The sequence below is a fragment of the Paenibacillus sp. 2TAB26 genome (genome assembly GCF_052115145.1).
Classification (GTDB): Bacteria; Bacillota; Bacilli; order Paenibacillales; family Paenibacillaceae; genus Pristimantibacillus.
Window position 1 is genome coordinate 13,841 of record NZ_JBFRGC010000027.1, and the last position, 23,996, is coordinate 37,836.

Genomic DNA, 23,996 nt, shown 5'->3' on the forward strand with positions numbered 1-23,996 from the left:
ATTCAAATAGGCAGCCGCACGTTAACGACAGACAGCTGGCGCGGGCGGCGGCTGCATTTTTTAAAATAAGTTTGTTAGCTTATAAAGGGCTTGTTTTTATTCGTCAAAGCTGCTTCAGCGTACAAAGGTCGCCGAAGGCGTTTTTACTTGTATTTAGTCATTTGGGAGGTTATCGGTTATGCGTATTTTGGTAGTTGGCGGCGGCGGACGAGAGCATGCAATCGTATGGGCGCTTAAGAAAAGCGAGAAGGTAGTAGAAATTTTTTGCGCACCGGGCAACGCAGGTATTGCTCAGCTAGCTGAAATTGTACCGATCGCGGTCAATCAATTTGATGAGCTTATTCAGTTTGCAAAGGATGCTGCAATTGATCTTGTTTTTGTAGGTCCAGATGATCCGCTTGCAGATGGTATCGTAGACGCATTCGAAGCAGCAGGAATCGTGGCATACGGTCCTCGCAAAAATGCGGCTGAAATCGAAGGCAGCAAAATTTTCATGAAAAATCTATTGAAAAAATACGATATTCCTACGGCGAAATATGAAACATTCACCGATTATGAATCAGCATCCGCTTACCTTCGCGAGCAATCCGCTCCTATCGTTATTAAAGCTGACGGGCTCGCAGCTGGCAAAGGCGTTACGGTTGCAGCTACGCTAGAGGAAGCGGAGCAAGCGCTGCGCGACATGATGGTTGATAAAGTATTCGGCCAAGCAGGAAGCCAAATCGTTATCGAGGAATGCTTAGTAGGGCAAGAGATGTCCATTCTCGCTTTCGTTGACGGTGAGACGGTTCGCGCTATGGTTCCAGCACAGGATCATAAGCCCATCTTTGATGGAGACAAAGGTCCAAATACAGGCGGCATGGGTACCTATACACCGCTGCCTCATATCGATCAAGCCATTATTGACGAATCGATTCAGAACATCATCATTCCAACGGCAAAAGCGATGGTCAGCGAAGGCCGTCCATTCCGCGGCGTTTTGTTCGCTGGTCTTATGATTACGAAGGACGGTCCAAAAACGATCGAATTTAATGCTCGCATGGGAGATCCAGAAACGCAGGTTGTACTGCCTCGTTTGCAAACGGATCTGATCGACATCGTGCTTGCATCGCTGAATGGCAATTTGGATCAGCTTGATATTCAGTGGAGCGAGGAAGCAGCCGTTTGTGTTGTTGTCGCATCGGAAGGGTATCCAGCTTCTTATCCAAAAGGTCGCGTAATCACCGGTCTTGCAGAAGCAGAAGCGCAGGGAGCTCTCGTGTTCCATGCTGGAACTGCTGAAAAGGATGGGCAATTCGTTACAAACGGCGGACGCGTTCTAGGTATCGTTGGCCGCGGCCGCGACATTGCAGAGGCTCGTGCACGCGCGTATGAAGCGGTTAGCGTGATCGATTTTGAAGGCAAGCAAAACCGAACGGACATCGCAGCTAAAGCACTAATCTAAGTTGCTTAGTACGAAATAAAAATATGGTCTTTCCTTTATTTTGGTCAACCAGAAATCTCTGGTTGGCTTTTTTTTATTTTCGCCTATTTTTGTGCCAAGTGTGTCAAAATCACTCGAAAGGTGTTACTAATTTGTAACTCTATCAATATGCCGCAGCGTTACAATGAATCTATCAGCGAGGAATAGAAGGTGAGTGTAATGAAAAAAGTAAGACAGCGTCGTTTTTTGTTTTTAGGAGTTCTATCGATTGTAGTAATCATGAGCCTCAGTGCTTGTGGGGCAAAAGGCGGATTAAGCTTATCAACGCTTTTGACAGGTGAGAAAAATTCCATTGTAGATAATGGGAACAACGAGAAAGGGCCAGAAACGGGAAGCGGAACCACTGGTGACGGAGATGTCGTTATTATCGGTAACAACGGAGGCAAAGACGGTGATATCATTCATGGCGATGTGGATAATAAGCCAGTCGAACCAGACAAGGGAAAACCTGAAGTTCCTGTAACGGAAAAGCTGGACAAGCCGGATCAAGTTATAGCAGCATCAAAGCCTGACAAAGGTAAAAAACTTATCGCGCTCACGTTCGACGATGGTCCAGACAAGCGTTATACAACCGATATTTTGGATATCCTGAAGGAAAAAGGAGTTAAGGCCACTTTCTTTGTAGTCGGGCAACAAGTTACGAAAAATCCAGAAGTGCTGCAGCGTATTGTAGACGAAGGGCATGCAATTGGCAATCATACAAATAATCATAAGGATTTATCTAAGCTAGACGAGCAGGGAATTATTGAACAATTTAAAGAAGCAGACAACGCAATTAAAGAAGCGATCGGCATAACACCAGCAATGGTCCGCGCACCTTATGGGGCGGTATCGGATACAGTTAAAGCATTAGTGAAAGAAAATCATCGTGAACTAATTGGCTGGAATATCGACACGCGCGACTGGGCGGGCACCTCGTCTTCCGATATGATTAAAATGATTAAGAAAGAAGCTAAACCAAATGGTATGATATTAATGCATTCTTTTGGAAGCAAACATGTTAAAAATACGGTACACGCTTTACCTGCTATCATTGATCTTTTGGAAAATATGGGTTATACGTTAGTGACTGCCGATCAATTGGCTTAACTGGGAACATGCACGAGGAGGCTGCAACGTTGGATAACGCAAGTGATAGTAATGTGAGAAATAGGCGTGGACCAATCATGAGATGGAGCTTAATGCTCGGTGGCTTGATTCCACTCCTATTGCTCGCAGCTGGCTGTCGTTATACAGCCGCGCCTGCAGATCTTCTGCAGAAGCCTGCTATTTCACCCGAGAAACAGGCTATCGTGCAGGCAATTGAAAAAAATTTACCGGATTACAGCAAGCTGACACTTCCTCTTAGAGAGGATCATATGGAAGCCATACGCCTCATTGATGTGGACGGAGACGGAACGGAAGAGGCTATCGTTTCTTATTACAATGAATACAGTTCACCTGAGTTAATGGTGTTCAAATATACGAATTCAGTATGGAAGCCGTGGGTGCTTATTCAGCAGCCGCTGGCCAGATTAATCGATTGGCTGAAAATAGAGGATCTCGATAACGATGGTCAAATGGAAATCATGATCGGGTGGATCGGAGCTTTTGATAGTCCGAATGTGCTCGAGATTTATTCGTTTAAATCGAAGCCAGTACGCAACGACGTCGGCAAATTGACATTGAAGCCTATGGAGACCTTGCCTTATTCTTATGGAGATACGGGCGACATTAATGAAGATGGACGAATTGAGCTTGCGATTATATCGGAGATCGGTACGAATCAAGAAATGGCGCTGCCTGAATTCCATTTAACCATTTACAATTGGATCAACGGGAGCATGCGGGAAATACATACAGAGAACCTGTATAAAGAAGTGAATAGTTATGATCGTTTGCTCATTGGACGGATTTCACCTACTCGTAGAGGTATTATTTTGGAAGCGTCGACCGGCGCGCATAGTACTTATACCACTATGTACGTTTGGGAGCGAAACAAGCTCAGGCTCGTTTATCCGAATCGTTCTATAGGGCAGGAAGGAATTAGCGGAACGCCAACGATGAGCAAGGATATAAATGGCGATGGCATTTTTGAACTGCCATGGACGAAAGAGGCTCCGGGTTATTCAGAGGTTCCTTATTCCGATTCCAAATGGTTGGATGAATGGATGCAATGGGACGGTAAATCTGATTTTGTGAAAATAACAGAGGAATTTTCTGATTATAGTTATGGTATACAGCTTCGTATACCTGAACAATGGTTAGGCCGTTATACGATGCACAGCTTGAACGAGCCGCATGCCCTTGTGTCTATCGATTACTGGAATGAAAAATTGAATAAGACAGCCAAACTGGCGACCTTATATGCAGTACCGCAGAAGCAGTGGGATAGCGTTGAATCAACTTGGAAGCAGCAATCTAAACGATATCGGCAGCTTATGACGGACAGCGGTAATGTTTTTGCGGTTTCATTCGTAGTGGAAGCTCCAGCCGAGTGGCCTGAAGCAGATCGGCAAGCTTTTAGCGAGATGGCAGGGGTAGAAGCAGAGTTTGCATCTTCGCTTACTATCCGTAACGATTAAGAGAGAAAAGCGGGTGCTTTAAGCTATGCGTATATTATTGTTGGAGGACGAGGAGTCCATCCGCGGCTTTGTCCGCATTAATCTAAAGCGCAACGATATGGAAGTGATAGAGGCGGAAACTGGCGAATCAGCGTTAGCGCTTGCAGATACAGAAGGGCCTATCGATATTGCGCTGCTCGACGTTATGCTGCCGACGATCAGCGGGTTTGAAGTGTGCGAGCAGCTGCGTGCCCGCTATCCGCGCATGGGTATTATTATGCTAACGGCGAAGTCGCAGGAAGAGGATAAAATTCATGGGCTGGAGCTAGGTGCAGATGATTATGTGCAAAAGCCGTTCAGTCCAGGCGAGCTTATTGCGCGGATTAAGTCGCTCTATCGGAGAATGAAGCCTCAGCTGGATGATCAGGAGCAAGAGGTTGGTGCTGCATCTGAATCGATTGCGGCAAGTGAGGAAGTGTACCGTGGCGAAGCAGCGCCTATAGCGGCACCGACATCTGCATTTAATGTACAGCGTCCGATAGAAGAACAGCAGCCTACGATGAATTATGGAAGCGGGGGCTTTCATCATCAGGAGCTGCATGTACAGCCGTTCCGGCTCTCTGTAGCAGAGCGGAAGCTGTGGAAGCAGGGCAAGGAAATTATTTTGACGCCTACGGAATGGACGCTTGTACGACTATTGATGGAACGAGTCGGCGAGAGCGTCAGCCGAGATCATATTTTGACAGAGGTATGGGGCAGATATTATGTTGGAGATCTTAAGGTAGTGGACGTGAATATTCGAAGAATTCGCCAGAAAATCGAGAAAAACCCATCCGATCCAGCCTTTATTGAAACGGTTTGGGGTTATGGTTATCGGTGGAAGCGGGGCGGCGACGAATGAAAAGCGTACAAACGAGAATGGTGTGGAGCTATTTGCTGCTCATCGTGCTTGTCGTCAGCGTACTTGGTGGCGTGTTCGCAGCATTAATGTGGAACTACTATTACGGAAGCGCGCAGAGCTCCGTTAAACAACGTGCGGAGTCGGCGTTAACACTGCACAGCCGTTCGCTTTCCTCGCTTACAGTGAAGGATCAGGGCGATTATATTTTGCAATACATGGTTGAGAGCGGCACTAGGCTGCAGCTTCTTGATAGCACGGGTCAAATTAGGATCGATTCCGACGGTTTTGCACCAGATATTCGTTATACGACTGCTGACGTAAAGTCCGCGATTGCAGGGACAACGGGAAGCTGGCGGGGAGTTGATCCTTATTATGGAGAGCGGGTCATGTCGGTCACGATACCGCTTTGGAATGAAACACGGGTCGTATCCATGCTTCGTTATTCAGCTTCCTTGAATCAAGTAGATGCGATGGTGAGCTTGCTTATCCGGATGGCAACAGCGGTTGGTATCGGAGTTGTCCTTTTGTTTCTTGGCTTAAGCTTATTTCTCGCCCAGCGAATCGTCAAGCCGATTCGAGAGCTTACACGAGCGGCGCGCTATATGGCCGAGGGAGATTGGACGCATCGGGCTATTCAGCGAAATGATGATGAAATTGGTCAACTCGCAGAAACGTTTAATGCAATGGTATTAGAGCTTAGCAAACGTGAGAAGCTGAAGGATGACTTTATTTCTTCGATATCCCATGAGCTTCGCACCCCGCTTACATCGATTAAGGGCTGGAGTGAAACCTTAAAGGAAAGCGAGCCTACCGAGGATGATGAAGAGGTAAAGCTGGGCTTATCCATTATTAGCAAGGAAACGGAGCGCTTATCGGGGCTGGTCGAAGATTTGCTCGATTTCTCGAAGCTGTCGGCTAGGACGATGGAGCTGCATAGTGAAGTGCTTGATTTCAATGGTCCGGTTAAAGAAACGGTTAACCAGCTAGGGGTTCGCGAGGAGCATACACGGGTACGGATATTGGCTAACTACGGCAAAAGCCCCATCGTTGTTCGAGGGGATGCGAATCGGCTCAAGCAGGTGATCATTAATCTAATTGACAATGCGCTCAAGTTTACACCTGCTGGCGGCACCATTCGTGTAGCAACGACCATCGAACAAGATAGCGCGATGCTCACGATAGCGGATACAGGCTGTGGGATTGAAGCAGAGGACTTGCCACATGTCACTGAAAAGTTTTATAAAGCGAGTACCGGTCATGGCGGATCAGGACTCGGACTAGCTATATGCAAGGAGATCATTGAGCTCCACGGCGGTCAGTTAACCATTGACAGCGAACGTGGAGCCGGAACCATTGTGACGATTCGAGTGCCGATCATGCATGAGGAATAATCCATTCCCTCAGCTGCTCGCGGTGCTCTTATCGTCATTCTTTATAGAACAGCAGCTTGCGGTTCGCATATACAAACGATATCGCAACTGCGATTCCTATAATAAGCAGCAAGGACAGCCAGTGATCCTTTATAAAGGCAATCCATAAAGGCATAGCGTTGCACCTCCTAAAATGTGAATCTGCCAAACATATGGGTAGTATGTCCCGATTAGGAGCAGTATAAAGTTTGCTGGTTTTATTTTCTTTGTGAGATTGACAGGTACAGAGCAGTGATGATATTATGGTTTTAATGTTAATTCATAGTATACGGGTAGGAATTATTATATATAGGCTTTCAGGAGGTTATCGGATGGAAAAGCACTTGACGCTGCGACATAACGAGCTTGAGCTTGCGGCAACGCTGCATTACCCTACGGATGGAAATAAAAACGATTCAGAAAAAAAACAAGCCATCATTATATGCCATGGATTCATAGGCTCTCGCATAGGCGTTGACCGTTTGTTTGTAAAAACGGCTAGAGCGCTTGCGGCGCAAGGCTCTTATGTCCTTCGTTTCGATTATGGCGGCTGCGGCGAGAGCAGCGGTGACTACGGAGCTCTCGGCTTCGATTCAATGGTTGATCAGACTAGAAGCGCGATTAATTATTTATCAAGCATGGAATGTGTTGATCCGCTCAGAATTGTATTGCTTGGCCACAGTCTAGGCGGAGCGGTAGCGATTATGACAGCAGTTAAAGATAAGCGCGCTAAACGTCTTGTGCTTTGGTCGCCTGTTGCTTATCCGTTCAATGATATTGTACAGATCGTGGGACGGAGCAGCTATGACGATGCTGTAACTGGAGGAAGCTCCGATTATCAAGGGTATACGCTGCAGCCTGTATTTTTTGATTCGCTGCTTCAACATCAGCCTTTCCAAGCAGCTACTAAATTTGGCGGCGAGGTGCTGCTGGTTCACGGTACTAGCGATGAGCTTATACCTGTCGATTACAGCTTCTTGTACCAGAAGGTGTTCTGGACCCGCAATGAGGGCCTTTGCGATAAGGAAATTATTTTTCAAGCGAATCACACCTACTCCACTCGCAATCATCAGGAGGAAGCGATTCGCGTAACCTCAGATTGGCTAAACGGACTTGATAAACAGCAAGAAGAATGGCATCACTGGAGTATTTAAAGCGATATGAACAAATAGAAGGGGCAAGTTCTTGTTAGCTAAGAGCTTGTCCCTTCTATTTTTTTTATCACGTCCATGTGGTGCTAAGACCCAGCTTTCTGTCAGGAAGTTGGGATATGATATGAAAAATTTGGATTTTTTAACCTGGAAAGCAACTTATTTGTCGAGACATACGCCCTCAATTGTGTTTAAATGGAAGTAATGTGAAAACGAATACAAGCTATGTTTTAGCGGGAAAAGGCAGGTTAACGCATGAATAAAAGAATTCGAAAATCGGCAGTTTTGCTATTATTATCGCTTATACTCCTTATTACAGCTTGCAGTGGAGGGAAAGGYAGCAACGATACACCGACAGAGACATATGATATTATTAATCCTAATAGTACGGATGAGCCAGTAACAGCACCGACGCCGCTCCCTTATGATGCTCCGCTAAGCGGACTTAAATTGGAAAATGCGGCAACCTCAAGACCGATTGTTGTTATGATTAATAATTTCGCAGCAGCTCGTCCACAGTCTGGTTTAACAAACGCTGACGTAATCTGGGAAGTGCTTGCGGAAGGCGGCATTACTCGTTTAATAGCTGTATTTCAGAGTACGAGCGCAATAACCGATACGATTGGACCTATACGCAGCATTAGACCTTATCTTATTGATATTGGAGACAGTTATGGCGCTGTGCTTGCCCATGCAGGGGCGAGCAATGATGGTTATGCAGTGCTGCAGAGGCAGGGCAAACCTTATTTGGATGAAATCTCGAATGCAGGCAGCTACTTCTGGAGAAGCAAGGAACGCAAGGCTCCGCATAATTTGTATTCAAATCTAGAGAAGTTGCGTACGGGCGCAGAGAAGAAGAAATATAGCATGGACAAGCAGGTTCCGCCTTATACGTTCGCGGAAGCGGATTCCACAGAGGTTGGTGTCCCGGCAGCGGACATTACAATAAATTTTATGCTCAAAAATTATAACGTTGGATACAAGTACGATTCTGTATCAGGCTTATACAAACGGTCAATTGGCGACAAACCGCATATCGATATGAACAATAATGAACAGCTTTCCGGTACAAATTTGGTTGTTCTTGGAGCGGATCACAAGACGCTTGATAAAGAGGGACGATTGGCCGTGGATCTGACAAAAGGGGGCTCGGCGATTCTGTTCCAGAAAGGCAAAGCCATTGAAGCAGAATGGGTAAGAGCTCCAGATGGAATGATTCGAATTGTAAAGAATGGAGCAGAGCTACCGTTTGTCCCTGGAAAAACTTTCTTTCACATCGTGCCAAACAAACCGACTTTTGAAGGGCATGTAACATGGGTACAATCGTAGCAAGTTGGAGACACTGTTAACAGACGTTGACGGATGAGCTTCCAAGGATCAAAAGGATGCAATCTTGTTACAGGATTGCGTCTTTTTTATATTTTTTATGAAAATCTAAAATTTTTCATAAAACCTTTACATTCTCTTAACAATTCACATGTAAACTATGTTAAGATATTGTGGGCTCATAGCAGTGCGCCTAAACATCAAGTCGTGTAAAGGGGATTACGATGTTCAAGAAAAAGGATATTTTCTTTAAGACGTTCGAAGAAATGGCTGACGCAATTGTCGAGGCTGTGGAGTACTTTGCCAAAGGATTGTCAGACCTATCGGATGTATCAGCTTTCGCCAAGACCATGAAGGAATACGAAAGTAGATGCGACAAGCATGTACACACGATTTTGAAGGAGCTGAACAAAACGTTCATCACTCCGATTGAACGTGAAGATATTATGGCCCTGACGACTTCGCTTGATGATGTGCTTGATGGCATCGAAGCTTGCGCATCTCGTTTTGAAATGTACAACATTCTTGAGAAGGACGAGTACATAACGTTGTTTGGCGATATTCTCGTTCGTTCGTCGCATCAAATTAAGAAAGCAATTTATTTGCTTACAGAACGGAAGCTGCTTGCTATACGCGAGCCCAATATTGCACTTAACGAGCTGGAGAACCAAGCTGACGACCTGCTTCGGGTTTGCATCAAGAGCTTGTTCGCAAATGTCACAGATCCAATTGAGCTGATGAAGCGTAAAGAGATTTATGAGATGCTAGAGCAAACGACCGACTACTGCGAGGACGTTGCCAATACGCTGGAATCGATCATTATGCGTAATAGCTAATCTAGAGAGTGGGAGTCTTTTACAATGGATTTAATGGTTCTATGGATTGTCGTATTTCTAGCGCTTTCGTTTGATTTTATAAATGGATTTCATGATACGGCAAATGCGATTGCAACTGCCGTGTCGACTCGGGCGTTAAAACCTAGAGTTGCAATCGTAATGGCCGCCGTAATGAACTTTGTCGGTGCGATTACGTTTACAGGCGTTGCGGCCACAATTGGTAAAGGTGTAGCCAATCCAGCAGAGCTGGAGCACGGCGTTCCCATAGTTATTGCGGCTCTATTGTCAGCAATCGCATGGAACCTGATTACTTGGTGGTTCGGTATTCCTTCCTCATCCTCACATGCTTTGATTGGCTCCCTCGCAGGCGCAGTAATCGGCGGAGCAGGCATGAGCGCAATTAACAGTGGCGGATTGATCAAGATTGTACAAGCGTTGATTTTTTCACCGCTCATTGCTTTCTCCGCAGGTTTTATCATTATGTGGATTCTCAAGAAAATCTTTGCCAAATCAAGCCCGCATCAGGTGAATAAAGGATTTCGCTTCGGTCAAATTCTGACAGCTGCTTTCCAATCGTTCTCTCATGGTACGAATGACGCTCAAAAAGCAATGGGTATTATCGTATTTGCTCTAGTTGCTTCCGGTATTCAAACCACGATGGACGTTCCACTATGGGTTAAAATTTCCGCGGCGACAGCAATGGCGCTCGGTACCTCAGTCGGCGGCTGGAAAATCATCAAAACGATGGGGACAAAAATTTTCAAAATCGAGCCAATCAACGGCTTTGCAGCTGATATTGGTTCAGCAGCTGTTATTTTGACGGCTACGATGCTTCATCTTCCAGTAAGTACAACACATGTTATTACGTCTTCAATCCTTGGTGTCGGCAGCGCGAAACGTTTCTCCGCTGTTAAATGGGGAGTTGCAGGTCGTATCATCGTTGCGTGGGTTATTACAATTCCCATTACAATCATCATGGCGATGTTTTTCTATTGGATCATTCATTTCTTCTTTCTATAAGAAAAGCTTGAAAAAACGATTACTCTTCGGTAATATAGTGATCTGACTCTTTAAATGAGATAGTGAGGAAAACCTCACTCGCCATGAGCCTAGGCTCATGGGGAATGAGATGTTCCTCACTATTTTTTGTGTTCTCTTCTAACGTTTATCCTCTGTGGACAACGTTTGTCGAAAAATCGCGAAAATTGCATCTATGCACATAATTAATAACAGCTGTGTATGAGTTCCACATTTGATGATTGTACAGCCGCTGGAGCTTCGTTGCTACCATAATATGCGGCAGAATTGATTCGTTTTTCTTTTAAATATTTATATATTTTCAGCATAAGCAGAAAACATATGCACATTGTACGAACAGCTGTGTATGGATTGCAAGATGGAAGCTGACGAAAACTGTCGAAGGTTGTACTTGTACACAGTTCACAACAATGATGTACGAATTCGAACAGTTTTTATGTGGACAGACAAGGGAAACGGGTTATCCACAGCTGGATAACTATTTTACTTTTAGTGTGATCATGTGCATAAATGGATGAAATAAAATACACCCCGATCGCTGCGCTATTCGCGGCAATCAGGGTGCTTCACTTTAATAGATGTAGGTTAAATATGTTTAGAATAAACCTTGGAATTTGTATTTAACGTTTCTTAGGTGTAGTACGGCGACGACGCACTGTTTTTTTGCCTGAGCCGGAACCAGCTCTTGGCTTGCGGCGTTTGCGGCGCTTTGGTTTCCATTCGTCAGAATCATCGTCATCAGATTTGTCTTTTTTGCCGAAGGAGCCCATAAGCACTTTGACTAGCGGAGCCATCTGAGAAACGCTCGACATGACCTTCTGGACCTTTGTCACGGTCGTTAAGATACCGTCGATGCCGCCCAAACGATCGATATAACCTTTAATTTCGCCTAGATTGGCAAGTGAGAAGCCGCTTGCTTTGGTGCTAGTGGTAGATTCTATAAGCTCAGCAGCTGTATCCGGTACAACGACGGGCAGGATATCCTGCGCCTGCTGCGAAGCCGGCGGCATTGTTGGTAGGTTTCCGCCAAAGCTGAAACCGCTCGACTTTGCGCCAGACGATTTGCTGAACGGCTCTTGTGCCAGACGCTGGCCGCCGTGCCAATCGTTTTGCTGGTTGCCGGTACCGGGGTTATTGCGATAGTTCACACGGATCACAACCCTTCTTTTATAACAGTTTATGGAGTAGGCGAACATAAGGATTGGACGAATGTCTCGGGGTGCAGATTTTTTTCTAGATAAATGCCTGCTGCTTGTATGTGAGTTCGCGTCAAATAAGTGGAGCATTTCCTTGCGTTAATTCGGTAATGTTTGAAAAAAACGGGTAAAAAAGTTACAATAGTAGCATTAGTTTTAATAGGAGTGAATTCGCATGCAGCTTAAAAAGCTGAACGATAAAGCAATAGATCAATTATTCGAAGCGGTGCTTACATTGAAGTCAGTTGAGGAATGTTATGTTTTCTTCGATGATCTGTGTACGGTGAATGAGATCCAATCGTTATCGCAAAGACTTGAAGTAGCACGGATGCTCGGAAAAGGCAGCACTTATAACGCGATTGAAGCCGAGACAGGCGCGAGTACAGCAACAATATCGAGAGTGAAGCGTTGTTTGAACTATGGCAATGACGGTTATAAAATGGCTTTAGAACGGCTTGGAAGGTAGGAATCATTCGATGAAGCCAGGCATTCTAATCATTAGCCACGGCTCCAGAGAAGCTGCATGGGTACAGTTAGTCGATGAGGCGATTGCAGCAGCAGCGGCTTCGCCCCGTTTATCAGGCGTTCCAATTATGTCGTCCTTTCTCGAGATCGTGGAGGGACGGCTTATTCAGGATGGCATTGATGAATTAGAGCGGCAAGGTGTTACGGATATGTTCGTAGTGCCGCTGTTCGTTTCTTCGGGTAGTACACATGTGGATGAAATTGGGCAAGCATTTGGTTTTCCATGGGTTTCCGATCTAGAGGGTGACTTAGGTGTATTTCGAGTCAAAGCCACGATTCATTATGGTCTCCCAATTGACGATGATCCCCAAATTGCAGAGCTGCTCGCTTCAAACATTGCACCCTTATCCACAAAACCAGAGTCAGAAGCGTTACTGCTTATTGGCCACGGAAGCAAAGAAAAGGTATTCCATGAGCGCTGGCAGGAAGGGCTGAAGAAGCTTGGCGAGCGGGTTAGAGCGTTCGGTGGATATAAGCGCGCAGAGTATGCCATGCTATTGCCAGATCAAGCGGCAGGAAAGCTGGCAGCGATGCAGGCAGCGAATCCACAGGAAGCGGTCATTGTTGTGCCGCTATTTCTGAGCCAAGGCTATTTTACCAATCATGTCATTCCAAATCGGCTTAATGGTTTTGTATATCGCTATAACGGCAAGGCGATGCTTCCTAATGCAGCGATTGAGCTTTGGCTGGAGCATCAGATGATCAACGGTTTACAACGGTTGCACGAAGAGAAGCATGTCACGTTTACAGAATAAATGTTAGGTTGAATGATTGTTAGGGGTGAACCGAGATGGCAATCAAACGAGCAAGACTTATATATAACCCGACATCGGGAAGAGAAGAAATGAAAAAAAGATTGCCAGATATTCTTCAGCGCCTTGAACAAGGCGGTATTGAGACGAGCTGCCACGCTACGATAGGCGAGGGAGATGCTACGCTTGCAGCGGCTGAAGCCGCGGACCGCGGCTATGATATGATCATTGCTGCAGGCGGTGACGGTACGCTTTATGAGGTTATCAACGGCTTGACGAACAAGGCGAATCGACCTCCGCTTGGCATATTGCCAGTAGGCACAACCAATGATTTCGCACGGGCGATGGGTATTCCGAAGCATTGGGAGTATGCAGTCGACCTTATTATTCAGCAATATAGCCGGCCGATTGATGTCGGTAAGGCAAATGATCGCTATTTTATCAATATTGCTGGGGGCGGCTCCTTAACGGAACTGACCTATGATGTGCCGAGCAAGCTTAAGACGATGATTGGGCAGCTGGCATATTATATGAAGGGCATGGAGAAAATGACCCGACTTCGGCCAACTGAGCTGACTTTTCATGCAGCTGGTGTAGGGGAATTCCATGATGAGTTCATGATGTTCCTCATATGCAACAGCAATTCGGTTGGCGGTTTCGAGCGATTGGCGCCGGACTCCAAGCTTGATGACGGGCTTTTGGACGTTCTGCTTATCCGCAAATGCAATCTGCCGGAATTTATTAAGCTTGTGACGCTTGCGCTGCGCGGTGAGCATTTGAACGATCCACATGTGATTCATTTTCGGACGGATGAACTAAAGGTGACTACACCGGATTATGTGCAAATTAACCTTGATGGCGAATATGGCGGCGTGCTGCCGTGTACTTTTTCGGTGCTGCCGTCTCATTTGCGTATTTTTGCTGATGAGACTGGGGAATCGACTTACCGTTAAGCCCTTATGTATTCGGAAATCTGGGAATGATAAATAGGAACTAGCATGCAACAGCATTGAAGATAGAGCGGAGAGAGTTTATGAACAAAGGTAGAAGCAGAGGCGGCAAAGGCAGATCGCGCAGTGCTGCGGGTACGGGTACTCGAGCAGCGGCGATTCCAGCAGATGCGCCTTTTCAGAAAAATGAAGAAGTCACCGTCGATATTATCGGCCTGACACATGATGGAGAAGGGGTAGGCCGCGCTGACGGCTTTACCCTTTTTATACAGGGAGCACTTCCTGGTGAGCGTGTGCGCGCGAAGGTGATGAAGGTAAAGAAGCAGTATGGCTATGCGAAGCTTGAAGAGCTGATGCTTAAGAGCCCATCTCGTATAGAACCGCCTTGTGATATTTATAAGGAATGCGGCGGCTGCCAGCTGCAGCATTTCGATTATCCGGCGCAGCTGGAGTGGAAACGCCAGCATGTTGTGGATAACTTGATGCGAATCGGCAAACTGAATGTGGATGGTGAAGGCAATCTGTCAGATGGAGAGAATGCGTCTACTGGGATTGTTGTTCACCCTACTGTTGGTATGGACGAGCCATGGCGTTATCGCAATAAAGCATCGGTACCGATCGGTACCAGTTCTAAAGATGGTCAATTAATTGCAGGCTTCTACGCCCGCGGCAGCCATCGGATTATCGATATGGACGATTGTCTGATTGAGCATGAGCATAATGATGAGGTTATTCGTGTTGTAAAACGAATTGGACGTGAGCTTGGCGCGACACCTTATGATGAGGAAACAGGCCGCGGCGTACTGCGCCATGTAATGGCACGGACAGGCGTTGTCACTGGCGAGATCATGGTTGTGTTGGTCACGAACAGCAGGAAGCTGCCTTCGTCGGATGAATGGGTAAGGCGCATCCGCGAGGAGCTCCCGGGCGTGAAGAGCATCGTTCAAAATGTGAACGAGCGGAATACGAACGTTATATTCGGTGATGAGACTCGCATCCTCTGGGGCAGCGAGGTTATCTATGATGAGCTCGACGGCATTCGTTTCGCAATATCGGCGAGATCGTTCTATCAAGTGAACCCGATGCAAACGGTGGAGTTATATCGCAAAGCTGTCGAGTATGCAGGCTTAACAGGCTCGGAAACCGTTATTGACGCTTATTGCGGCATTGGTACGATATCGCTGTTCCTTGCAAGGCAGGCTGGACGCGTTTATGGTGTTGAAATTGTACCCGAGGCAATCGAGGATGCGGCGCGGAATGCAGCGCTCAACGGCATTACGAACGCCTCGTTCGAGGCGGGCCCTGCGGAGGTTGTTATTCCTCGCTGGCGCAAGGAAGGCATAACGGCCGATGTTATTGTCGTTGATCCGCCGCGCAAAGGCTGCGATCCTGCATTGCTTGAGACGATTCTGGCGATGAAGCCGGAGCGAGTGGTGTATGTGAGCTGCAATCCGTCTACACTGGCAAGGGATTTGCGCGTGCTGGAGGACGGCGGGTATAGGACGACTGAGGTTGTGCCGGTGGATATGTTTCCTTGGACGGTTCATGTGGAGTCGGTAGTTTTACTAAATCGTATAAACAATTGATCGGAAAAGTCTGATCCATATATACGAAAATATAGACATTGAACTAGCTCATGCGAAATTTGCATGAGCTGGTTTTGTGTTTAGAGGAACGGCAGACAATATAAGTACTAAACCATTCATTTTCTGGAATAGTTGCTTTTTACTGCACTTATTAATGCAAAGGGAAGTAATGTAATAGAAAAGATGGCTGTGAATATGTTGAATTGTGTGGTTTTATAAGGGACGAACCATTCCGTAAACAGCTTCGAATGAGATATGGAGTTATAGATCCGGTTAAATAATGCCCCATCTTGCAAGTTTGGCGCCCATGAAAAACGATCACAGATAATAAAGAATAATTGTAAAACAAGAAATAGTCCAATCGGAAACATCCAACTTCTTTTTAGATTAGATCGACCTTTGTTTGGTGTAACTTTCATTTGACCAGTTCTCCTTATTATTTCATCACTTGTTATATACTTGTGCGGCCTCCTATAAGTCCTTTCTAGTAAACAGATGTACAGTTAAGTAATAGGAAGCAATGAATAACAGTAAGACAGCAATCGGGATAAGAAATAGCGTTTGGTTATTGCTAAAGCCTTGGTTGTTTATCATATTCATAAACATAGCTGTAGGCTGCGCCAGAGCAATTAGGATAATCATAAATACGAAATTTATAATACCGGTTCCTTTTTTACTAAGTGTGTAAAAGAGTGGCATATAGATGGAAGTTAGAACAAGCACTATTCCTAATGGAACTAGCATGTCTATGACCGAATAATCCGGCTTGTTTAGCTGAGGGAATGCTAGTTTAACGAGAGAGTGAATCCCATAAGAAGCAAGGACTCCAAAAAGTGTGTAAATGATGGCTGTTATGTATTTCGCTTTTACAATATGTTTACGGCTAATCGGCAGCGTGACCAGAAAATTATGGTGATTTTTTTTGATATCAATCATCATACCTAGACTAAGTGATGCACAAGCTGTATAGATAGCCACAAGGTGAATAGAAGATTCATGTTTTGGTATAAATGCAATACTGTATACAGCGAGAAAAAGTATAATAAGCCCTAGTGAGCTTTTTAAAGCGATGAAGTCTTTACGAAGCAAGTTAAGCATGAATTCGTCCTCCCTTAGCGGTGTAATAGATGATGTCTTCTAAGGATGGTTTATCGAAAACAACATAATTGCCAAACAACTGTAAGGCATCTTGCCTATTGTTTACTAAGCCCTCAAACCCAACATCAGTCTCACGAATCCCGATAAAATTGCTTCGTATATCCGAATCAAGCAGTTGCAAGTCACCTTTGACGATTGCATACCTCTCAAATACTTCATCTTTTGATTCATTAAATACGAGCTTTCCACGATTGATGAAAGTAATGTAGTCAGCAATGCGATCTAAATCTGTTGTAATATGGGTCGAAAATATAATGGTATTTCTCTCGTCCTGCATCATATCCCCAAGTAGATCAAGCAATTCTCTTCTAAACACAGGGTCAAGTCCAGAGGTTGGCTCATCCATAATTAAGAGCTCTGCCTCATGCGATAAGGCAACGGCAAGGGAAAACTTGATTTTCATCCCCTTTGATAACTCATCAATCTTCTTCTTAGGAGACAACTCGAATTGTTCAAGTAAGCCGTTAAACTTAGTATTGCTCCACTTTTTGTAGAAAGGTGCGATCATCTCCTTCATATCACGAATCGTAAGATGTTCATAATAGAAGCAGTCATCCGACACGATGCCGATGCGCTGCTTAATATCAACTTCATGTTCAGGCATAGCGCGGCCTAATATTTTTACACTACCGGAGTCTGGGCGGATCATGCCGAGCATCATTTTGATCAAAGTGCTTTTACCAACACCATTCGGACCAATCAGTCCGGTTATGTAGCCCTTTTTTACATCTAAAGATACATTATCAACTGTAAATTGATTGTATGTTTTCGTAAGATTACGTAATTCTATTGCATTCATGGGGTCTGTTCCTCCTCGAAAAAGAGAGTGAAATGATTGATTAGATCTTGTTGACTCATGTTTAGTTCCTTGCTTTCTCGAATGATTTCTATCATTTTCTCTTCTAATAGTTTCATACGCTGCTCCCGAATAAAGTCTTTATTTGCTCCCGATACGAAACAGCCCTTACCTACAACTGAGTCGATTAACTTCTCTTTCTCTAATTCTTCATAAACACGCTTAGTTGTAATTACACTAACTTGCAAATCCTTGGCAAGCTGCCTAATGGAGGGTAGGAGTTCACCTGCACGTATTTCATTGCTCAAGATGCTCTGCCTAATCTGGTTCATTATTTGGATGTAAATCGGATCGCTTGATGCGTTGGAAATAATAATTTTCATGTTTCATTACCTCGTTCTCGTTGATAGAGTATCTACCGTATATATATAATATATACACTATAATCTTTTGCGTCAATATTTTTATTTATTGTGATTGTTGGGTAGTGGAACAAGAGTTCATGCAGGAGATGATTCCACGCTTATATTAGCTTTTTCTGTGGCTTCAAAGTGAAATGCATGTGTTGGATGCAGAGGAATATAGCTAAGTTGAAAAATGAATGTACCCATTGAAGCAATATCATTTCATTGTAAAAAATGCTTTTAATCAAACAGTCCCTACCCTCCATTGATTTGAAATGCTTATAATACAGTTAGAATAATTTGGATGTAGAGAGTATGTGGGTACAATTAGAAGCAATAAGAAATGAAATCGAACGGAGCAAATAAAAAATGGAGAATAAAATTATAGATATTGGCGTCAACTTGATGCATCGATCGTATAATCAAGATCGTGAGCAGGTGGTTGAAAGGGCGGAAGCAAATGGGGTTTCTCCACTTGTTATTACGGGAACAAGCTTGAGGAACAGCATGGAAGCTGCCCGCTATGCAGGTCGTTTACCCGGAAAGCTGTACTCTACTGCGGGTGTTCATCCACACGATGCGAAGAGCTGTACAGATGCGACAATGAAGCAGCTCAAACAACTGGCGGCACAGCCGCAGGTGGTGGCCATCGGAGAATGCGGACTAGACTATAACCGAGATTTCTCACCGCGGGATGTGCAACGCAAATGGTTTGCCGAGCAAATTGATTTAGCGCTTGAGCAGGATATGCCGCTGTTTCTACATGAACGGGAAGCTTTTTCGGATTTTATAGCCACTCTTAAGGAACAATCGGTTCAGAAAGCGGTCGTCCATTGTTTTACGGGGACTTTGCCAGAACTTAAGGCTTATCTCGAAATGGGATTCCATATTGGAATCACAGGCTGGATTTGTGATGAGCGAAGAGGCAAACACCTGAAAGAGCTTGTACGAATGATTCCGCTAGACCGGCTTATGATTGAGACGGATGGGCCATTTTTAACGCCACGGGATTTGAAAGGGAAGCCGCAGGATGGACGGAATGAGCCGGCTTTCTTACCACACATTTTGCAAACTGTATCACGGTGTATAGGAAAACCAGTAGAAGAGGTAGCTGAGGCTACGAGAAAAACGTCTGAGGAATTTTTTGGTTTATAAGAGTTAAGAGATAAGAGGCGCCAGACCAACTTTGATATAGAACTTTTTTTTACTGTCTATCATAAAAGAAAATCAACGGCCTGGTATGTGAAGAAGGACGATACGATTTATTTTGATATGATGGTTAGTGGAAATAAATTTAAGAGATTAACAAAACATGAACAGAGAGAAAAATTGAGTTATTCTTTTTCATGTACAAATCTTAAAATAAGATTGAATCTAAATACAGATGATGAAGTATATAAGGATCCAAATAAGCTTTGCTAATAGAAATGACATATAAAACATAGTTTTATCTAAACCGCGATTAACGCGGTTTTTTTTATTTTCAGAACACAGCTCAATTATGGAGAGCCTTAACAGAAACTTAACTGTCTTCCAAATATCGTAGATGGAATTAAGGTTAAGTTTAATAGCGTGTAAGACTGGAATGCTAGAATGACGGTAAGAAAGGAGACTCAGTACAGGCTAGAATTGAATCATGGAAAATTCGTAATCGTTCAAAATGAGAGACAAAAGGATGTGGATGATATGAAAAAAAGATTCATATGGACGCTTGCAGCGGCCTTAGTTCTGACCCCGCTTATTCCTACAAACGCAATGGCTTCCAGCACCGTAGCTTCGGTTTCTTCTAAGACGCTAGAGAAGATTGCTTCTGAGAAAGCGGCACTTCTAACTGAACAATATGGAATACCTAGCGTGCAGTATGCCTTGATCGATAATGGAGTGATCAAAGTATCGGGACAATCAGGAGTTAACGACATAGAAGGAAAAATCCCTTTAACGAAGGAAACCATCTATGGTATTGGCTCTACGAGCAAAATGTTTACCGCGTCAGCAGTTATGAAATTAGTGGATGAAGGTAAGATCAATCTCGATACCCCCGTCGTACAATATATTACGGATTTTAAGATGGAAGATGAACGTTATAAAAAGATTACTCCGCGCATGTTGTTGAATCATTCATCTGGTTTGCAGGGTTCGAGTTTAAACAGTGCATTTTTATTTAATGATCCAGATACGTACGTACACGATTCGCTGCTAAAGAACTTGTCTACACAGAAATTAAAGGCAGAACCGGGAGCTTTTTCAGTGTATTGTAATGATGGATTCACGCTCGCAGAAATTCTTGTAGAAAGAGTCAGTAAAAAGACATTTACTGTATTCATTCATGACAATTTTGCTGTGCCTTTGGGTATGAACCATACTATGACGCCACAAGACATGGTAGAGACGAGCAAATTCGCCGGCCTTTACTCTCCAGCCTATGAGGGCCAGCTTCCAACGGAGACGACCAATGCGATTGGTACAGGCGGAGTCTACTCTACTGCGGAGGATTTGGTTCGATTCTCGCAAATCTTTACTGGAAAGAGAGCGGACGTACTCTCCATCAAATCAGTACAGGCCATAGAGCAAGAAGAGTATAGGAAGGGATTATGGCCCAAAGAAGCGGATAACTCGATGGACTACGGACTTGGTTGGGATAGCGTACGCTTATTCCCTTTCAATGATTATGGTATAAAAGCCCTCGTCAAAGGAGGAGACACACAGATGTATCATTCCTCCTTCGTCGTGCTTCCCGAGCAGAACATGGCTGCAGCAGTCATTACCTCAGGCGGCAGCTCCTCAATAAATCAGCTGCTAGCGAGTGAATTGCTCCTTCAGGCGATGAAAGAGAAGGGCGCAATTAAAGAGATCAAGCCAGATAAATCATTTGGCAAGCCGGTTAAGGCTGACATGCCAAAAGATCTTGTGAAGTACGCAGGTTATTACAGTACTCAAGGCGATCAGTGGAATGTAGCTATAAAAGACGGGGAACTGTCGTTGTCAGGAATGGTTGCTCCAGATCAGAAATTTATATACACCAAGGATGGAACTTTTGTCGATGAAGCTGGAAGCACGAAGGTTAGTTTTGTAAAAGAAAGCAACGGACGGACTTATTTGTGGATGAGCCAGTATGTTTCAGTACCTGAATTAGGCCAGCTTGCATTTTCTGAATACAAGGCAGAGAAATTGGAAGGTGCAGTGCTGAATAAAGAAACGGCAGATGCGTGGGCAAAAAGAGAAGGCAAATCCTACTATCCAGTCAACGAGAAATTCAGTTCCATCGCCAATATGAACATTATTAGGCCAACAATAAAGACAAGCCAAGGTTATTTCAATGATATAAAAATAACAGGCGCCAATACGGCTGAGAGCCAGCATCAGATTCCTGGAACAGCAGGCCGAGATACACTGAGTATTCTTTTTTATGCTAAAGAGGGCGTAGAGTACCTTAATGCGGCTGCAACCGTGTATATGAGCGAGGATGGAGTGAAGCCGCTGTATAAAGGCAAATCGTCGATAACTACGATTCAAGCTGACGGTTATGCTAGATGGTTCAGCGTTCCCGAAACAGCTGTTGGCAAGAAAATGGTAGTCGAGATGCCAGCTAAAGGTGGTTTTATGGTATACGATGAAGCGGGAGCACTGGTGAATAATACGGTCATTAGCGGTAAAAATGAAGTCGTATTGCCTGCGAACGGATATATCGTATTTGCTGGAAATGCCGGATCTGCTTTCGGTATTACGCTAGTGAAATAGCTAGTAGATAAGTATAAACTAGTCTCATATGCAGATTTGGCCAGCTATTATAGCTGTTTTTTGAACAGCCTTCAACGGCTTCCAAATGATTGCAGGTACCATCACCAATAGGGCGCAGGGAGCAGAGCTCTTATGCGTCTTTTTTTGCGTATTACTCATTCGGCTTTGTTACCCCGCTTCATTCTCCTTATTTACAAAATAAGGATCATATATTATAATCCTTTCATAGACTGACGGTCGGTCTATAGAACGGAGGAGTTTTCATGAGAACGCTCAAAGAGCCGGAAGAACGGAAAAATGAAATATTGGATACTGCGGAAGCTTTATTCCATACCAAGGGTTACGACAAGACGACGATCAACGATATTTTGAAAGAAATCGGAATTGCAAAAGGAACCTTCTACTATTACTTCAAATCGAAAGAAGAAGTGATGGATGCAATCGTCGTCAGAATTGTGGATAGTGGGGTGCTGGCAGCCAAAGAAATCTCCGCAAATGCTAGTCTTACCGTCCACGAAAAGTTTCTGTACATCATGCTCGCGCAAAAGCCGGCCTCAAACAGCTCAAAAAGCCAGCTTATTGAAACGTTGCATGACGTCAATAACGCCCAAATGCATCAAAAAAGCTTGTCAGAGACGGTGCGCAAGCTGACTCCTATTTTGCAGGAGGTTACAGAGCAAGGAATAAGAGAAAAGCTGTTTGCCACGCCATATCCGAAGGAAGCAATAGAGCTACTGCTTGTGTCTGCTGTAACCCTATTTGATGAGGGCATATTCAACTGGCAGCCGCAGGAGATATCTCAAAAAATTCAAGGCTTCATTTATGCCATGGAAACGCTGCTTGGAGCAGAGAAAGGCAGCTTCGCTTACGTGGCAAGGCTGTTTGAGCAAGCAGACCCGGCAGACGGTAAGCCAAATGGCCAATAATGCTTTTCGAAAATTCATCATTCTATGGTTCGGGGAACTGGTCTCCAGTATCGGCAGCGGCTTAACCGCGTTCGGCTTAGGGGTTTACGTCTTCCAGACGACCCACTCCGCCACGGCAGTGTCACTCGTGACGCTTTGCACCTTTTTGCCGATGATCCTGTTAAGTCCAGTTGGCGGTGTATTGGCGGACCGATTTGATCGACGGCTGATGATGCTGCTCGGTGATGGCGGCTCGGCGCTTGGGCTTATTTACATTCTAATCGTCATGTTCTCAGACGAGGCACAGCTTTGGCAGCTCTGTGTGGGGGTGATGATCAGCTCTATATTCGCATCGTTAACCGATCCTGCATATAAAGCGACGATTACCGATTTGCTGCCCAAAGAACAGTTTGCGAAAGCGAGCGGACTGGTGCAGCTTGCCGGCTCCTCTAAGTATTTATTTTCCCCTGTCCTCGCGGGCGTGCTGCTTGCTGTGGTGGATATCGAGACACTCCTGATTATCGATATAAGCACGGTAGTTATCACGATTATTACGATTTCCGCCGTTCGCCGAAGCTTGGTTACTAAATCTGTCTTCAAGAAGCAGTTCAGCTTAGCAAAGGACTTGAAAGAGGGTTGGCAAGTTCTTGTTTCTAGAAAAGGGGTCTTTGCGCTCACGCTGCTGCTGACCGTAGTCACCTTCTATATGGGCATTTTGCAAACCTTATTTACGCCCATGGTGCTTCCGTTATCTAATGCCAAGACATTAGGGATCGTCCAATCGGTCAGTGCGACTGGACTGTTGCTTGGCAGCTTGTTTATCGGAGTCTTCAGCGTGAATCAGCGGTATGCGCGCGTGCTGTCGGTCGGTCTTTTTATCGCTGGTATTTTCTTCTCGCTCATCGGAATATCAACGAACATTTACGCAATCGCAGCCGCAGGCTTTCTGTTTTTTGCGACCTTGCCCTTCATTAATACAAGCGCAGATGTATTGATTCGAACGAACATACCAAACGAAGCGCAAGGCAGAGCTTGGGGAATGATCGGAGTGGTCTCCCAATTCGGCTATGTCGCTGCGTATGCATCGGCGGGTCTTTTATCCGACCATATATTTAATCCTCTAATGGATGAAGGAGGGCTTCTAGCCTCCACGGTTGGAAAATGGATTGGCAGCGGCCAAGGGCGCGGTATCGGCTTGTTATTTATTATTTCTGGCATTTTGGTCATCGTTTTAGCACTTATTATGTCAAGGATGAAGTCGATTCGGGCGCTGGAGACGAAGTAAGGAAAGGAGGGGCT

The 23,996-nt window shown here is 44.9% G+C and carries 22 protein-coding genes; 17 read left to right on the top strand and 5 right to left on the bottom strand.

Going from position 1 to position 23,996, the window contains the following annotated elements; genetic code table 11:
- Positions 1–178 precede the first annotated feature (178 nt).
- The 9 genes from purD (at position 179) to AB4Z50_RS27175 (ending at position 10,669) form a co-directional block, all read left to right on the top strand.
- Entirely contained in the window at positions 179–1,444 is a 1,266-nt protein-coding gene (gene purD / locus AB4Z50_RS27135) for a phosphoribosylamine--glycine ligase (RefSeq protein ID WP_441884072.1), read from the top strand.
- 198 nt (positions 1,445–1,642) lie between these two features.
- Positions 1,643–2,572, top strand: coding sequence for a polysaccharide deacetylase family protein (locus AB4Z50_RS27140; RefSeq protein ID WP_441884075.1), 930 nt, complete (start codon positions 1,643–1,645; stop codon positions 2,570–2,572).
- Between the two features lie 29 nt (positions 2,573–2,601).
- Entirely contained in the window at positions 2,602–4,047 is a 1,446-nt protein-coding gene (locus AB4Z50_RS27145; protein ID WP_441884078.1) for a hypothetical protein, read from the top strand.
- A 25-nt stretch (positions 4,048–4,072) separates the two neighbouring features.
- Positions 4,073–4,927, top strand: coding sequence for a response regulator transcription factor (locus AB4Z50_RS27150; RefSeq protein WP_441884081.1), 855 nt, complete (start codon positions 4,073–4,075; stop codon positions 4,925–4,927).
- Positions 4,924–6,318, top strand: a complete 1,395-nt coding sequence (locus tag AB4Z50_RS27155) for a sensor histidine kinase (RefSeq protein WP_076271089.1) — start codon at positions 4,924–4,926, stop codon at positions 6,316–6,318. The genes AB4Z50_RS27150 and AB4Z50_RS27155 overlap by 4 nt, the downstream gene beginning before the upstream one ends.
- A gap of 350 nt (positions 6,319–6,668) precedes the next feature.
- Entirely contained in the window at positions 6,669–7,490 is an 822-nt protein-coding gene (locus AB4Z50_RS27160) for an alpha/beta hydrolase (protein ID WP_441884085.1), read from the top strand.
- Positions 7,491–7,742: 252 nt separating this feature from the next.
- Entirely contained in the window at positions 7,743–8,816 is a 1,074-nt protein-coding gene (locus tag AB4Z50_RS27165; RefSeq protein WP_441884088.1) for a DUF3048 domain-containing protein, read from the top strand.
- 221 nt (positions 8,817–9,037) lie between these two features.
- A complete protein-coding gene (locus AB4Z50_RS27170) occupies positions 9,038–9,649 on the top strand; it encodes a DUF47 domain-containing protein (RefSeq protein ID WP_076271086.1) in 612 nt (203 codons plus the stop codon).
- Positions 9,650–9,673: 24 nt separating this feature from the next.
- Positions 9,674–10,669, top strand: coding sequence for an inorganic phosphate transporter (locus AB4Z50_RS27175; protein WP_076271085.1), 996 nt, complete (start codon positions 9,674–9,676; stop codon positions 10,667–10,669).
- A 638-nt stretch (positions 10,670–11,307) separates the two neighbouring features.
- On the opposite strand, the gene AB4Z50_RS27180 is transcribed toward AB4Z50_RS27175, so the two are convergent.
- The gene (locus AB4Z50_RS27180; RefSeq protein ID WP_441884092.1) at positions 11,308–11,835 is read right to left on the bottom strand and encodes a tyrosine protein kinase; all 528 of its coding nucleotides are present in this window, start codon (positions 11,833–11,835) and stop codon (positions 11,308–11,310) included.
- A 223-nt stretch (positions 11,836–12,058) separates the two neighbouring features.
- On the opposite strand from AB4Z50_RS27180, the gene AB4Z50_RS27185 reads away from it, so the two are divergent.
- The 4 genes from AB4Z50_RS27185 to rlmD all read left to right on the top strand — a co-directional run bounded on the left by AB4Z50_RS27185 (position 12,059) and on the right by rlmD (position 15,696).
- Positions 12,059–12,349, top strand: coding sequence for a YerC/YecD family TrpR-related protein (locus AB4Z50_RS27185; protein ID WP_054026535.1), 291 nt, complete (start codon positions 12,059–12,061; stop codon positions 12,347–12,349).
- 10 nt (positions 12,350–12,359) lie between these two features.
- Positions 12,360–13,163, top strand: a complete 804-nt coding sequence (locus AB4Z50_RS27190; RefSeq protein WP_441884096.1) for a sirohydrochlorin chelatase — start codon at positions 12,360–12,362, stop codon at positions 13,161–13,163.
- Between the two features lie 41 nt (positions 13,164–13,204).
- A complete protein-coding gene (locus AB4Z50_RS27195) occupies positions 13,205–14,113 on the top strand; it encodes a diacylglycerol kinase (RefSeq protein WP_179089927.1) in 909 nt (302 codons plus the stop codon).
- An 80-nt stretch (positions 14,114–14,193) separates the two neighbouring features.
- Positions 14,194–15,696 (top strand): 23S rRNA (uracil(1939)-C(5))-methyltransferase RlmD, encoded by a 1,503-nt coding sequence (rlmD, locus tag AB4Z50_RS27200; RefSeq protein WP_441884099.1) that lies wholly within the window; start codon positions 14,194–14,196, stop codon positions 15,694–15,696.
- Between the two features lie 116 nt (positions 15,697–15,812).
- Here rlmD and AB4Z50_RS27205 read toward each other — a convergent pair whose 3' ends face one another.
- The 4 genes from AB4Z50_RS27205 to AB4Z50_RS27220 are packed head-to-tail and all read right to left on the bottom strand — an operon-like array spanning position 15,813 to position 18,033.
- Entirely contained in the window at positions 15,813–16,115 is a 303-nt protein-coding gene (locus AB4Z50_RS27205) for a YfzA family protein (protein WP_441884102.1), read from the bottom strand.
- A gap of 52 nt (positions 16,116–16,167) precedes the next feature.
- Complete coding sequence (locus AB4Z50_RS27210) at positions 16,168–16,794, bottom strand: ABC-2 transporter permease (RefSeq protein WP_441884105.1); 627 nt, start codon at positions 16,792–16,794, stop codon at positions 16,168–16,170.
- Positions 16,787–17,653, bottom strand: coding sequence for an ABC transporter ATP-binding protein (locus AB4Z50_RS27215; protein ID WP_441884108.1), 867 nt, complete (start codon positions 17,651–17,653; stop codon positions 16,787–16,789). Before AB4Z50_RS27215 ends, AB4Z50_RS27210 begins: the two co-directional genes overlap by 8 nt.
- Positions 17,650–18,033, bottom strand: coding sequence for a GntR family transcriptional regulator (locus AB4Z50_RS27220; RefSeq protein ID WP_441884111.1), 384 nt, complete (start codon positions 18,031–18,033; stop codon positions 17,650–17,652). Before AB4Z50_RS27220 ends, AB4Z50_RS27215 begins: the two co-directional genes overlap by 4 nt.
- Before the next feature lie 390 nt (positions 18,034–18,423).
- Here AB4Z50_RS27220 and AB4Z50_RS27225 point away from each other — a divergent pair, with 390 nt between their 5' ends.
- From AB4Z50_RS27225 to AB4Z50_RS27240, 4 genes are all read left to right on the top strand, one after another.
- Complete coding sequence (locus tag AB4Z50_RS27225; protein ID WP_441884114.1) at positions 18,424–19,209, top strand: TatD family hydrolase; 786 nt, start codon at positions 18,424–18,426, stop codon at positions 19,207–19,209.
- A gap of 531 nt (positions 19,210–19,740) precedes the next feature.
- Positions 19,741–21,792, top strand: a complete 2,052-nt coding sequence (locus tag AB4Z50_RS27230) for a serine hydrolase domain-containing protein (RefSeq protein WP_441884117.1) — start codon at positions 19,741–19,743, stop codon at positions 21,790–21,792.
- 263 nt (positions 21,793–22,055) lie between these two features.
- Positions 22,056–22,718: a TetR/AcrR family transcriptional regulator gene (locus AB4Z50_RS27235; RefSeq protein WP_441884120.1), complete on the top strand. Its 663-nt coding sequence runs from the start codon at positions 22,056–22,058 to the stop codon at positions 22,716–22,718.
- Positions 22,675–23,982, top strand: coding sequence for an MFS transporter (locus AB4Z50_RS27240; protein ID WP_441884123.1), 1,308 nt, complete (start codon positions 22,675–22,677; stop codon positions 23,980–23,982). Before AB4Z50_RS27235 ends, AB4Z50_RS27240 begins: the two co-directional genes overlap by 44 nt.
- The last annotated feature ends 14 nt before the right edge of the window (positions 23,983–23,996 follow it).

Coding starts and splice junctions, on each gene's coding strand:
- purD (WP_441884072.1), top strand. CDS start 179: ATGCGTATTTTGGTAGTTGGCGGCGGCGGACGAGAGCATGCAATCGTA.
- AB4Z50_RS27140 (WP_441884075.1), top strand. CDS start 1,643: ATGAAAAAAGTAAGACAGCGTCGTTTTTTGTTTTTAGGAGTTCTATCG.
- AB4Z50_RS27150 (WP_441884081.1), top strand. CDS start 4,073: ATGCGTATATTATTGTTGGAGGACGAGGAGTCCATCCGCGGCTTTGTC.
- AB4Z50_RS27155 (WP_076271089.1), top strand. CDS start 4,924: ATGAAAAGCGTACAAACGAGAATGGTGTGGAGCTATTTGCTGCTCATC.
- AB4Z50_RS27160 (WP_441884085.1), top strand. CDS start 6,669: ATGGAAAAGCACTTGACGCTGCGACATAACGAGCTTGAGCTTGCGGCA.
- AB4Z50_RS27170 (WP_076271086.1), top strand. CDS start 9,038: ATGTTCAAGAAAAAGGATATTTTCTTTAAGACGTTCGAAGAAATGGCT.
- AB4Z50_RS27175 (WP_076271085.1), top strand. CDS start 9,674: ATGGATTTAATGGTTCTATGGATTGTCGTATTTCTAGCGCTTTCGTTT.
- AB4Z50_RS27185 (WP_054026535.1), top strand. CDS start 12,059: ATGCAGCTTAAAAAGCTGAACGATAAAGCAATAGATCAATTATTCGAA.
- AB4Z50_RS27190 (WP_441884096.1), top strand. CDS start 12,360: ATGAAGCCAGGCATTCTAATCATTAGCCACGGCTCCAGAGAAGCTGCA.
- rlmD (WP_441884099.1), top strand. CDS start 14,194: ATGAACAAAGGTAGAAGCAGAGGCGGCAAAGGCAGATCGCGCAGTGCT.
- AB4Z50_RS27205 (WP_441884102.1), bottom strand. CDS start 16,115: ATGAAAGTTACACCAAACAAAGGTCGATCTAATCTAAAAAGAAGTTGG.
- AB4Z50_RS27210 (WP_441884105.1), bottom strand. CDS start 16,794: ATGCTTAACTTGCTTCGTAAAGACTTCATCGCTTTAAAAAGCTCACTA.
- AB4Z50_RS27215 (WP_441884108.1), bottom strand. CDS start 17,653: ATGAATGCAATAGAATTACGTAATCTTACGAAAACATACAATCAATTT.
- AB4Z50_RS27220 (WP_441884111.1), bottom strand. CDS start 18,033: ATGAAAATTATTATTTCCAACGCATCAAGCGATCCGATTTACATCCAA.
- AB4Z50_RS27225 (WP_441884114.1), top strand. CDS start 18,424: ATGGAGAATAAAATTATAGATATTGGCGTCAACTTGATGCATCGATCG.
- AB4Z50_RS27230 (WP_441884117.1), top strand. CDS start 19,741: ATGAAAAAAAGATTCATATGGACGCTTGCAGCGGCCTTAGTTCTGACC.
- AB4Z50_RS27235 (WP_441884120.1), top strand. CDS start 22,056: ATGAGAACGCTCAAAGAGCCGGAAGAACGGAAAAATGAAATATTGGAT.